The sequence below is a fragment of the Dickeya ananatis genome (assembly GCF_019464615.1).
Classification (GTDB): Bacteria; Pseudomonadota; Gammaproteobacteria; order Enterobacterales; family Enterobacteriaceae; genus Dickeya; species Dickeya oryzae.
In genome coordinates, this window is the sequence record NZ_CP040816.1 from 758,844 (window position 1) to 770,949 (window position 12,106).

Here is a 12,106-nt window from a genome sequence, read left to right on the forward strand (position 1 = left end):
CGTGGGGTCGCTGCAGGAATTTCACAGCCGTGGTTCAGTGACCAGCCCGTCGATCATCACTTGTGGAATACCGCGTGAGCAGCGCTCAATGCGGCCACGTACACCATACACCTGAGCCAGACTGTCTTCACTGATCACGTTAGCGGGTTCGCCGTCTGCGATCAGTTTGCCATCTTTAAGCATCAACACATGGTCGCCATGACGCAGTGCGATATTAATGTCGTGCACGACCACTACCGTCACAATATTACGCTTACGGGTTTCCTGGCGGACCAGGTCCATGACGTGATACTGGTAGTTGAGATCCAATGCGCTGAGTGGTTCATCAAGCAATAGCAGTGAAGGCTGGCGGATCAGCGACTGTGCCAGCCCGACCAGCTGTTTCTGACCACCAGAGAGCTGATCCAGATAGCTCATTGCCAGATGCGAAATACCCAGTTGTCTGAGAAGCGCCAGCACTTCATCTTCGTTACTGCTGTGGTGCAGTCCACCGGATGCACGCTGAGCGACGATAATCGATTCCAGTACATGGAGGTGTACGCCCGCGGGCAATGATTGCGGCAGATACACCACTTTTTCCGCTCGTTTGGCGAAAGGCAACTGCATCAGGTTGACGTCATCCAGCAACAGGTCGCCTTGCGCCTGCCCTAAACCGGCCAACGCGCGCAGCAGTGTCGATTTACCGCTACCATTTGGCCCCAGCAATACCGTGATCTTACCGCGTGGCAAGAGCGGCACCGACAGGTCGTTAATGATGTTTCGTTTGGAGTAACCCGCAGAAAAACGTGAAATCGACAACCCATTGTGACTCATACGTTCCCCCGGTTACGCAGAATAATACTCAGGAAGAAAGGAACCCCTACCAATGAGGTGACAATCCCAACCGGGATAATGACGCCGGGCAGCAGATTTTTGGACGCGACAGACGCCAGCGACAACACCAACGCGCCCGTCAGGGCACTGGCCGGTAGATAAAAACGGTGATCTTCGCCGAAAATCATACGGGCGATGTGTGGGGCGACCAGGCCGATAAAACCAATCGGCCCGACGAACGCGACCGATAGAGCTGACAGGAAACTGATGCGCAGCAATGTCGTCAAACGCAAACGGCGTACGTTGATACCAAAGCTGATGGCGCGATCTTCACCTAAACGCAGTGCGGTCAACTTCCATGAACTCATCATGGACAGCGGCATCACCACAGCCAGAACGGCCAGCAGAATACCGAGTTTCTCCCAGGATGAACGGGCCAGGCTACCCATCGTCCAAAACACCAGTCCTTGCAGCGTATCTTCGTTGGCGACGAACTGCAAAACGGAGACCAGCGCGTTAAACGTGAATACCAGTGCTATACCGAATAACACCACGCCAGAGGTCGCCACCTTCGTCCAGCGGGTAATACCATCCAACAACAGGGCCGCCAGTAGTGCGAACAGGAAGGCGTTAGCCGAAATGAACCATTGCGCTGGAACGCCGGGAATACCAATTCCCAGTACGATTGCCAGCGCCGCGCCAAACGCCGCCGCCGAAGAAACCCCCAGCGTGAATGGGCTGGCAAGCGGGTTATTCAAAATGGTTTGCATTTCTGCACCGGCCAACCCCAGCGCCAAACCGACCACCACCGCCATTAAGGCGTAGGGCAGACGGATGTCCCAGACGATGACCCGGCTACCGGCATCGGCGTTAGCCGGGTCGGTCAGCGTCTGCCACAGCACATCCAGCGGCAGGCCGGAAGGGCCGAGCATAAAGTCCAACAGCAGGGAGGCCACAATCGCGACGGCCATCACCGCCATTATCACCAGTCGATGACGGATGACGGCTTTGTAATGGGTTATCGCGCTGTTTTCAGCCGTGCTGACACGGCTGATGGAGGATTCGGTGGTTACACTCATGGGTTAATTAGCCAGTTTACGGGCAAACACAAAATTGTCGTCAGGCAAAGTGGTGAAATGGCGAACGATGTAGTGATAGGTCTCGTCCGGGTTCAGATTGCTGAACTGCTTCGGGTACACCGCTTTGGCCAGATATTCCATACCAACGATGTTGTACGGATGGTTATAGAAATGGTGGTAAATCCCATAGATCTGACCTGCTTTAATGGCAGGGACCTGGTCAATACCGGTACGGCTCAGCAGTGCTTTGGCTTTTTCCTGGATATCGCTGTCGCTGGCACCATAGCCAAATGGCAAAATTTTGCTGGTACCGTTACCACGTTTGGAACCGGTCATGATGTAAGTATCCGGTTTTTCACTGATCACTTTTTCCAGTGAGACAAAACCCGATGCCCCCGGCAGCAAGCCAGAGCCGATGTTCTTCGCGCCAATAGCTTCTAACAGACCACCCCAGCCATTGTGGGCGTGAGTGAAGCAGCAGGCGTCAGAGTTGCCAGCGATAGGTTCGATAAATACGGTGGGTTTGGGGGTGATACCGGCGGTCACTTTCTGAATATCGTTAAAGTGCTGGCGGTAGAAATCAGTATAGGCCTTGGCGTTTTCTTCGCGGTTTAACACCTTGCCAAGCAAGTCAACGCTGGGAGCGGTGTTTTGAGCCGGGTTGATTTCATAGTCTACAAACACCAGCGGAATGTGCAGCGCGTTCAGTTTGCTGATGACGCCATTTTCCATCAGCGCCGGTTTGGCGCGCAGTTGGGCGATCATCAGGTCTGGTTTTTTAGCCAGAATACTTTCCAGTTCCACGTCACCTTTGTCGCTGAACCCCATGTCGAGGATACCCTCAGACTGTGGCCATTTTCCCTTCAACAGATCCCAGGTGGCGGTGTCTTGTTTCTTGGGCAAATTATTCCAGGCAACCAGTCGGCGGAACGGGTTATCGCGATCTAATAACGCCATCGACATGATGTCGCGCCCGTCCTGCAATACAACGCGCTGCGGTTCCTGGTTGATGGTGACGTGCTGTCCGTCGATATCGGTCACGGTGAGGGGATACTGGGTGGCTAAGCTGGCGAAAGAGGTGGTCAGTGTGGTAACCAAAAAAAGAGAACGCCATGATTTCTTTAACATAACTTATCCTGTCATTAACCGCTGTATGTAGGCCAATCTTGAGTCAAGTGAATGAGAAATGAATGAGTTTAATAATTATTATCATATAAGGTTAAACTCTCACTCAATAGGGGTGAGTTGTAAAGAAAAATAACAGAGAAATATCATAGCGTGGGCATGGCTGGTGACATGCCCACAAGGAAGGGTTTAGCGCTTGAGTGCGTCGCTTAACTGGTCGCGGATGGTGGACAGCAAGGATTTCACTACGCGCGGGTTACCCGCAACAATGTTACCGGAAGCGAGGTAGTTATGACCGCCGACGAAATCGGTCACGATGCCGCCAGCTTCACGCACCAACAGTTCACCGCCAGCGAAATCCCAGGGTTTCAGGCCGATCTCAAAAAAGCCATCTACGCGGCCTGCTGCCACATAGGCCAGGTCGAGCGCAGCGGAACCGGTGCGGCGGAAGTCGGCGCACTGGCTGAACAATGCTTCCAGTACACGCAGGTAGCTGGCGCTGTGCTGCTTGTGTTTGAACGGGAATCCGGTGGCAAGAATAGTGCCGTCCAGATCGCGGGCGTTACCGCCACGCAGGCGATAGCCGTTTAACTGTGCGCCCTGACCGCGGGTGGCGGTAAACAGTTCATTACGCATGGGGTCGTAGACAACCGCGACTTCGGTGCGGCCTTTGACGCGAACAGCGATGGAAACAGCAAAATGGGGGAGACGTTTGATGAAGTTGGTCGTGCCATCCAGGGGATCGATAACCCATTGCACGTCCTGATCTTCACCCACCATTTCACCGCACTCTTCACCAATGATGGTGTGCTGCGGGTAGGCTTTACGGATTACCTCGATAATCAGGCGCTCTGCATCGCGATCAACGTTAGTGACAAAATCGTTAGTGCCTTTCTGGCTGGCCTCAACGGCGTCAGGCGTTTCATAGTTTTTTGCAATCAAGTTGCCGCCTTTGCGCGCTGCGCGCACGGCGATGTTAAGCATCGGATGCATGGTATCGTCCACAAGAATGTTAAAGAACAGAAAACGGCGCGAAGTATAGCAGATAGCAGGAGAAAGAGAAAACAGAGAAGTTTGTGTTAACATACGCCGGTTTTCCGTTTCGTATGACAGAGTCCGCATGTTAGAGAATATACGCATTGTGCTGGTGGAGACGTCGCATACCGGCAATATGGGGTCAACGGCCAGGGCGATGAAAACCATGGGCCTGACTAATCTTTGGCTGGTTAATCCGCTGGTCAAACCCGATTCGCAGGCAATCTCCTTGTCTGCTGGCGCCAGTGATGTCATTGGCAACGCTACTATTGTTGATACTCTCGATCAGGCGCTGGAAGGATGTGGTCTGGTGGTGGGTACCAGCGCCCGTTCCCGCACGTTACCCTGGCCGATGCTGGAGCCGCGCGAATGCGGTGTGCGCAGTATTCAGGAAGTGCAGCACGCACCGGTGGCTATCGTGTTCGGTCGCGAACGCGTGGGGCTGACGAATGAGGAACTGCAAAAATGCCACTATCATGTGGCGATCCCCGCTAATCCTGAATACAGCTCTCTCAATCTGGCGATGGCTGTACAGATCCTGTCTTATGAGGTGCGCGTCGCCTGGCTGGACCGCCAGCAACAGGGCGAAGTGGCACACGAAGAGAGCCCCTATCCGCTGGTAGATGATCTGGAGCGCTTTTATCAGCATCTGGAAGAGACGCTCCTGCATACCGGTTTCATTCGTCAGTCCCATCAGGGACAGGTGATGAACAAGCTGCGTCGGTTGTTTACCCGTGCCCGTCCTGAAACGCAGGAGCTCAACATTCTGCGCGGCATTCTGAGCGCCATCACTAAAACGACGCCATCGGATCCGTCGCAGAATAATCATTGAATAAGAGCGGCTTGAGAGCGGTTATTGGTAATACGTGCTGTGCCGGGGTAATAGTTGAGTTATTTACTTGGTTAAATAGTTGACTGAAACACTCGGGAATGTCAGACTTATGACTGTGCTATGTATACTTGACTCATAATACTTGTCTTAATAATACATGTTTATCTTACGGATACCACTAACATGAGACTGACATCTAAAGGCCGCTACGCCGTTACCGCCATGCTTGATGTGGCGCTGCATTCAAAGGAAGGCCCGGTTCCGCTGGCGGATATCTCCGAGCGTCAGGGTATTTCGCTTTCTTATCTGGAACAGCTGTTCTCTCGCCTGCGTAAGCATGGGCTGGTTGCCAGCGTGCGTGGTCCAGGTGGTGGTTATCTGTTGGGCAAAGACTCTGCCGAAATCGCTGTCGGCTCGGTTATCTCGGCGGTGGATGAATCTGTGGATGCCACCCGCTGCCAGGGGAAAGAAGGGTGTCAGGGCGGTGATCGCTGTCTGACCCACACGCTGTGGCGTGATTTGAGTGACCGCATCAGCGAGTTTCTCAATAACATCACCCTGGATGAATTGGTCAATAACAAAGAGATTCTGGACGTCGCGGATCGTCAGGATGCTGACGTGCGTCGTACCGCCAACGGACGCATACAAGAAACCATCAACGTCAACTTGCGTGCCTGAAAGAAAAAAGAACGAAACGCCTTGAACGTTTTGAAGTGATGTACGGAGTTTAAGAGCAATGAAGTTACCCATTTATCTGGATTATTCCGCTACCACACCGGTCGACCCGCGCGTAGCCGAAAAAATGATGCAGTTTCTGACGCTGGACGGTACGTTCGGCAACCCAGCCTCACGCTCTCACCGTTTTGGTTGGCAGGCGGAAGAGGCGGTAGATATCGCCCGTAATCAGGTGGCTGAACTGGTTGGTGCGGACCCGCGTGAGATCGTTTTCACTTCTGGCGCTACCGAATCCGACAATCTGGCTATCAAAGGTGCGGCGAATTTCTATCAGAAAAAAGGCAAGCACATCATTACCAGCAAGACAGAACACAAAGCTGTGCTGGATACCTGCCGTCAGCTTGAGCGCGAAGGGTTTGAAGTGACTTACCTGGCACCGCAGCGCAACGGCATCATTGATTTGAAAGAGCTGGAAGCGGCTATGCGTGATGACACTATCGTGGTGTCCATCATGCATGTGAATAACGAAATCGGCGTGGTGCAGGACATCGCGACCATCGGCGAAATGTGTCGCAGTCGCGGCATTATTTTCCATGTCGACGCGACCCAAAGCGTAGGCAAACTGCCGATTGATCTCAGCCAACTGAAAGTTGACCTGATGTCTTTCTCCGGTCACAAGATTTACGGTCCGAAAGGGATTGGCGCGCTGTATGTGCGTCGTAAGCCGCGTGTGCGTATCGAAGCGCAGATGCATGGCGGCGGCCACGAACGCGGTATGCGTTCTGGTACCCTGCCGGTCCATCAGATTGTCGGCATGGGTGAAGCCTATCGCATCGCTAAAGAAGAAATGGCCGAGGAGGCTATTCGCCTGCGTACTCTGCGCGATCGTCTGTGGAACGGCATCAACGATATCGAAGAAGTGTACCTGAACGGCGATTTGGAGCAGGGCGCACCGAATATACTGAACGTCAGCTTCAACTATGTAGAAGGTGAGTCGCTGATCATGGCGCTGAAGGATCTGGCGGTGTCTTCCGGTTCGGCTTGTACCTCTGCCAGCCTGGAGCCTTCTTATGTGCTGCGTGCACTGGGGATGAACGATGAACTGGCGCACAGCTCCATCCGCTTCTCTCTGGGTCGCTTCACGACTGAAGAAGAAATTGACTACACCATCGATCTGGTTCGTAAATCCATCGGCCGTCTGCGTGATCTGTCTCCATTGTGGGACATGTTCAAGCAAGGCGTGGATATCAACAGCATCGAATGGGCGCACCATTAATTCGCAGGAATCAGGACGTATATTATGGCTTACAGCGAAAAAGTAATTGATCACTATGAAAATCCGCGCAATGTCGGCTCGTTCGATTCGTCTGATCCGAGTATCGGCAGCGGTATGGTGGGCGCACCGGCCTGTGGTGACGTGATGAAACTGCAAATCAAGGTCAACGAGCAGGGGATTATCGAAGATGCCCGCTTTAAAACCTACGGTTGCGGTTCCGCTATCGCTTCCAGCTCGCTGGTCACCGAGTGGGTGAAAGGCAAAAGTCTGACGGAAGCCGAATCGATCAGGAACACCCAAATCGCCGAAGAACTGGAATTGCCGCCGGTGAAAATTCACTGCTCTATTCTGGCTGAAGACGCTATCAAAGCCGCCATCGCCGATTACAAGAGCAAACGTAGCGACAAATAACAGGCAGATGAATTAGAGGTTTGCTATGTCGATTTCCCTGAGCGACAGTGCTGCACAACGTGTTAATGCTTTTATGGCTAACCGCGGCAAAGGTATCGGTTTACGTCTGGGGGTGAGAACTTCCGGTTGCTCCGGTATGGCGTATGTGCTGGAATTTGTTGATGAACTGAACACCGACGATGTGGTGTTCGAAGACAAGGGCGTGAAGGTCATTATTGACGGTAAAAGCCTGGTCTACCTTGACGGCACCGAGTTGGATTTCGTCAAGGAAGGGCTGAACGAAGGTTTCAAGTTCAATAACCCTAACGTTTCCAGCGAGTGCGGTTGCGGCGAAAGCTTTAATGTTTAATGTTTGACCGCTGGCCGGTCTGTTGACTGGCCCCTGCCGTGTGGTGTGCTTCTGTATATAGCACGGCGGGCGTGCATGAATTGTCTGCGAACTCAGAGCACACTATGGATTACTTTGCTTTATTCGGGCTGCCGATTCGCTATAAGGTGGATGGCAGCCTGCTTGCTTCCCGGTTTCAGGAACTGCAGCGCCAGTTTCATCCTGACCGCTTTGCCGCCAGCCCGGAACGCGACCGTATGATGGCGTTACAACAGGCAGCCACCATCAATAATGCCTATCAGGCGCTAAAGCACCCACTGAAACGCGCCGAGTATATGCTATCTTTGCACGGCTTCGATTTGAGCAGCGAACAGCATACGCTCCATGATACTGCATTCCTGATGGAGCAGATGGAGTTGCGCGAAGAGCTCGATGAGATTGAACGCCGACCGGATGCGGAAAGTGCACTGGCAGCATTTGCACAGCGTCTGCAAGGGATGATCCGCCAGCGTAGCGAGCAAATGGTGAGCGAGCTGGATGCTGAATCCTGGTCGGATGCAGCGGATACCGTGCGTAAACTACGCTTTTTTGATCGACTCCAGCAGCAGGTCGAACAACTCGAAGAACAATTGCTGGAACGATAAGTCACATTCAATCCGGTAGGGCAATCATGGCCTGATGTCATCGTTGCCCGCCCGCCAATTGATGGAAGCTCAATATGGCCTTATTACAAATCAGCGAGCCAGGACTGAGTGCAGCGCCGCATCAGCACCGTTTGGCTGTTGGCATTGATCTGGGAACTACCCACTCTCTGGTTGCCACGGTCCGAAGTGGTGAGGCACAGACGTTGCCTGACCATAACGGGCGTCACCTGTTACCGTCCGTTGTGCATTATGACGCTGACGGGCACACTGTTGGTTGGGAGGCTCGTCAGCAGGCGGCCATTGACCCGGTTAACACCGTCAGTTCCGTCAAGCGCTTAATGGGACGGTCACTTTCTGACATCCAGCAGCGTTATCCTCATCTGCCTTATCAGTTTACCGCCAGCGAGAATGGTTTGCCGGTGTTGCAAACCGCTGGTGGTCCACGCAATCCAATTCAGATCTCGGCCGACATTCTGTCTGCGCTGACCCGCCGTGCTGAAGAGGCCCTCAATGGGTTACCTGACGGCGTGGTGATTACTGTGCCTGCTTATTTTGATGACGCCCAGCGTCAGGGCACCAAAGACGCCGCCCGTCTGGCGGGTCTGCATGTGCTGCGCCTGCTCAATGAACCGACGGCGGCGGCGATAGCCTATGGTCTGGATTCCGGTCAGGAAGGCGTGATTGCCGTATATGATCTGGGCGGTGGTACCTTTGATATCTCTATCCTGCGTCTTAGCCGTGGGGTATTCGAAGTGCTGGCGACCGGCGGTGACTCGGCTTTGGGTGGGGATGATTTTGACCATCTGCTGGTTGAGTGGATCCGAGAACAGGCCGGGATCGTCGTGCGTGATGATCATCAATTGCAACAGACGCTGCTCAATACCGCTGTACAGACTAAGATCGCCCTGAGTGAGTCGCACTCTGTGCCGGTATCGGTCGCGGGCTGGCAAGGTGAGATTACCCGTGAACAGTTCAATGCGTTGATTGCACCGCTGGTGAAACGCACGCTGTTGTCTTGTCGTCGCTCGCTCAAAGATGCGGGTGTTGATGTGGATGACGTGAAAGAAGTCGTCATGGTTGGTGGTTCCACCCGCGTCCCGTTGGTGCGTGAGCAGGTCGGCGAATTCTTTGGTCGCACGCCGTTGACCTCTATCGACCCGGATAAGGTGGTGGCTATTGGCGCGGCTATCCAGGCGGACATCCTGGTCGGTAACAAACCAGACAGTGAAATGCTGTTGCTGGATGTGATCCCGTTGTCACTGGGACTGGAAACCATGGGGGGACTGGTCGAGAAAGTGATTCCGCGTAATACCACGATTCCGGTGGCGCGCGCGCAGGAGTTCACCACCTTCAAGGATGGCCAGACCGCGATGATGATTCACGTGTTGCAGGGTGAACGCGAGCTGGTACAGGATTGTCGTTCGCTTGGCCGTTTCACGCTGCGTGGCATTCCGGCTATGCCTGCTGGTGGTGCACATATCCGGGTCACGTTCCAGGTGGATGCCGACGGGTTGCTGAGCGTTACTGCGATGGAGAAATCCACCGGGGTGGAAGCCTCGATTCAGGTCAAGCCGTCTTATGGCCTGAGCGATGATGAAATCGCCACCATGATTACCGACTCCATGCAGAACGTGCAGAGTGATATTAGCGCGCGCAGGCTGGCGGAACAGCGGGTGGAAGCCACGCGCGTGCTCGAAAGCCTCAACAGCGCGTTGGCGGCCGATGCCGCGTTGCTCTCCCCGCAAGAGCGAGCGGCGATAGACGCTGCCAGTTTGCATTTGCAACAAGTTGCACAGGAAACCGATGCCTCAGCGATTGAGGCCGCGATTAAAAAATTAGATCAACAAACCCAGGAATTCGCTGCCCGCCGGATGGATGAATCTATTCGCCGTGCGCTGGCGGGGCATTCCGTGGACGAGGTATAACATGCCCAAGATTGTTTTTCTGCCGCATCAGGATTTGTGTCCGGAAGGGGCGGTTTTAGAAGCGAACAGTGGTGAAACCATTCTGGACGTGGCATTGCGTAACGGTATTGAGATAGAGCATGCCTGCGAGAAATCCTGCGCTTGTACCACCTGTCATTGCATTGTTCGCGAAGGGTTTGATTCGTTGCCGGAAAGTACCGAAGACGAAGACGACATGCTGGACAAGGCCTGGGGACTGGAACCGGAAAGTCGCCTGGGGTGCCAGGCGCGTGTCACCGATGAAGATCTGGTGGTAGAAATTCCGCGTTATACCATTAACCATGCACGCGAACATTGATGGGGTAACTCATGGGATTAAAATGGACCGATAGCCGCGAAATCGGCGAAGCGCTGTACGACTTGTATCCAGATACCGACCCAAAAACCGTGCGTTTTACCGATCTACACCGCTGGATTTGTGAACTGGATGAGTTTGACGACGAACCTGATGCGTCAAACGAAAAAATTCTGGAAGCTATCCTGCTCGTGTGGCTGGATGAAGCCGAATAACTAAATTAGTCAACGGGCCACCTTGAGATGGCCCGTTTTCTCTTTTTTCATCATGGCGATAGTGGGCTGACAAGAACAAGGCCCAATTTGGAGTAGATGTATGACAACTGAAGCGATGCTGATTACCCTTTCCCATCAGCCAGCAGACTCACGCTGGGGTGAGAAAGCCTCGTTAACCGCCAATGAGCAGGGATTTACCATTCATCTGTCCGGCAATAAGCCACAGACCATCATTCAGCGCGCTGCCCGTAAAATCGATGGGCAAGGCATCAAACACGTCAAACTGGCTGGTGATGGCTGGGATCTGGAAAGCAGTTGGGCGTTCTGGCAGGGGTACCGTGGGCCGAAAGGCAAACGTACGGTGGAGTGGGCCACTTTACCTGAAGCGCAGCAGCAGGAGCTGGAGCGCCGTCTGAAAATCGTTGACTGGGTGCGTGATACCATCAACCTGCCTGCGGAAGATTTGGGGCCGGAGCAACTGGCTACCCGTGCTATCGATCTGCTGTGTAGCGTGGCGGGCGACGCTATCTCTTATCGCATTACCAAAGGTGAGGATCTGCGCGAGCAGAACTATGCTGGCCTGCATACCGTTGGTCGCGGTTCAGAACGTTCGCCGGTACTGCTGGCGTTGGATTACAACCCGACTGGCAACGCAGACGCACCGGTGTTGGCCTGTCTGGTTGGTAAAGGTATCACCTTTGATAGCGGTGGTTACAGCCTGAAAGGCAGCAGTTTCATGGACTCCATGAAGTCGGATATGGGGGGGGCGGCGTTGGTAACCGGCGCACTGGCACTGGCGGCGGCTCGTGGTTTGCAACAGCGTGTGAAACTGTATCTGTGCTGTGCAGATAACATGGTCAGCGGCAGCGCGTTCCGTCTGGGTGACATCATTCGTTATCGTAATGGTAAAACCGTCGAAGTCATGAATACCGATGCGGAAGGGCGTCTGGTTCTGGCCGATGGGCTGATTGACGCGTCTGAGCAGAATCCGCAGTGGATTGTGGATTGTGCGACCCTGACCGGCGCGGCTAAAACGGCGTTGGGGAATGACTACCACGCGCTGTTTAGCTTCGACGATGCGATGATTGATTCGCTGATGGATAGCGCCCGTCGTGAAGACGAGCCGTTCTGGCGTTTGCCGCTGGAAGAGTTCCATCGCCAGCATTTACCGTCTAACTTCGCTGAACTGAATAATGTGGCGGGTGCAGCCCATACTGCCGGTGCCAGCACAGCGGCAGCGTTCCTGTCTCACTTTGTGAAAAACTACCAGCAGGGCTGGTTGCATATCGACTGTTCTGCCACCTATCGTAAGTCGGCGGTGGATCAATGGTCTGCTGGTGCAACCGGTTTAGGCGTGCGTACGCTGGCTGATTTCCTGCTGCATAAAGCGGGTTAACCTGGTTCAGGCAACGTG

Annotated in this window: 14 protein-coding genes; 10 read left to right on the plus strand and 4 right to left on the minus strand. The window is 53.9% G+C overall.

Annotation, left to right across the window (positions count from 1 at the left end):
• Positions 1-21: 21 nt before the first annotated feature.
• The 4 genes from FGI04_RS03415 to suhB form a co-directional block, all read right to left on the minus strand.
• Positions 22-813, minus strand: coding sequence for an ABC transporter ATP-binding protein (locus tag FGI04_RS03415; RefSeq protein WP_407273885.1), 792 nt, complete (start codon positions 811-813; stop codon positions 22-24).
• Positions 810-1,793, minus strand: coding sequence for a FecCD family ABC transporter permease (locus tag FGI04_RS03420; RefSeq protein WP_407274778.1), 984 nt, complete (start codon positions 1,791-1,793; stop codon positions 810-812). Before FGI04_RS03420 ends, FGI04_RS03415 begins: the two co-directional genes overlap by 4 nt.
• Before the next feature lie 102 nt (positions 1,794-1,895).
• Positions 1,896-3,020 carry an ABC transporter substrate-binding protein gene (locus tag FGI04_RS03425; RefSeq protein WP_342700191.1) on the minus strand — a complete coding sequence of 375 codons (1,125 nt, stop codon included), beginning with the start codon at positions 3,018-3,020 and terminating at the stop codon, positions 1,896-1,898.
• A gap of 186 nt (positions 3,021-3,206) precedes the next feature.
• Positions 3,207-4,010: an inositol-1-monophosphatase gene (suhB, locus tag FGI04_RS03430; RefSeq protein ID WP_029456396.1), complete on the minus strand. Its 804-nt coding sequence runs from the start codon at positions 4,008-4,010 to the stop codon at positions 3,207-3,209.
• Between the two features lie 127 nt (positions 4,011-4,137).
• Between suhB and trmJ the strand changes: the two genes are divergently transcribed.
• The 10 genes from trmJ (at position 4,138) to pepB (ending at position 12,088) form a co-directional block, all read left to right on the plus strand.
• The gene (trmJ, locus tag FGI04_RS03435) at positions 4,138-4,884 is read left to right on the plus strand and encodes a tRNA (cytosine(32)/uridine(32)-2'-O)-methyltransferase TrmJ (RefSeq protein WP_407273884.1); all 747 of its coding nucleotides are present in this window, start codon (positions 4,138-4,140) and stop codon (positions 4,882-4,884) included.
• A gap of 183 nt (positions 4,885-5,067) precedes the next feature.
• Positions 5,068-5,562 (plus strand): Fe-S cluster assembly transcriptional regulator IscR, encoded by a 495-nt coding sequence (iscR, locus tag FGI04_RS03440; protein ID WP_016941830.1) that lies wholly within the window; start codon positions 5,068-5,070, stop codon positions 5,560-5,562.
• 58 nt (positions 5,563-5,620) lie between these two features.
• Positions 5,621-6,835, plus strand: a complete 1,215-nt coding sequence (gene iscS / locus FGI04_RS03445) for a cysteine desulfurase (RefSeq protein WP_226092678.1) — start codon at positions 5,621-5,623, stop codon at positions 6,833-6,835.
• A gap of 24 nt (positions 6,836-6,859) precedes the next feature.
• Positions 6,860-7,246: a Fe-S cluster assembly scaffold IscU gene (gene iscU / locus FGI04_RS03450; RefSeq protein WP_342700193.1), complete on the plus strand. Its 387-nt coding sequence runs from the start codon at positions 6,860-6,862 to the stop codon at positions 7,244-7,246.
• 25 nt (positions 7,247-7,271) lie between these two features.
• Positions 7,272-7,595 (plus strand): iron-sulfur cluster assembly protein IscA, encoded by a 324-nt coding sequence (iscA, locus tag FGI04_RS03455; RefSeq protein WP_012885712.1) that lies wholly within the window; start codon positions 7,272-7,274, stop codon positions 7,593-7,595.
• A gap of 104 nt (positions 7,596-7,699) precedes the next feature.
• On the plus strand, positions 7,700-8,218 hold the full coding sequence (gene hscB / locus FGI04_RS03460) for a co-chaperone HscB (RefSeq protein ID WP_342700194.1): 519 nt from the start codon (positions 7,700-7,702) through the stop codon (positions 8,216-8,218).
• A gap of 74 nt (positions 8,219-8,292) precedes the next feature.
• Complete coding sequence (gene hscA / locus FGI04_RS03465; RefSeq protein ID WP_342700195.1) at positions 8,293-10,143, plus strand: Fe-S protein assembly chaperone HscA; 1,851 nt, start codon at positions 8,293-8,295, stop codon at positions 10,141-10,143.
• Between the two features lies 1 nt (position 10,144).
• Positions 10,145-10,480, plus strand: a complete 336-nt coding sequence (gene fdx / locus FGI04_RS03470) for an ISC system 2Fe-2S type ferredoxin (protein WP_012885709.1) — start codon at positions 10,145-10,147, stop codon at positions 10,478-10,480.
• A gap of 11 nt (positions 10,481-10,491) precedes the next feature.
• Positions 10,492-10,692, plus strand: a complete 201-nt coding sequence (gene iscX / locus FGI04_RS03475; RefSeq protein WP_012885708.1) for a Fe-S cluster assembly protein IscX — start codon at positions 10,492-10,494, stop codon at positions 10,690-10,692.
• Positions 10,693-10,792: 100 nt separating this feature from the next.
• Positions 10,793-12,088 (plus strand): aminopeptidase PepB, encoded by a 1,296-nt coding sequence (gene pepB / locus FGI04_RS03480; RefSeq protein ID WP_407336266.1) that lies wholly within the window; start codon positions 10,793-10,795, stop codon positions 12,086-12,088.
• The last annotated feature ends 18 nt before the right edge of the window (positions 12,089-12,106 follow it).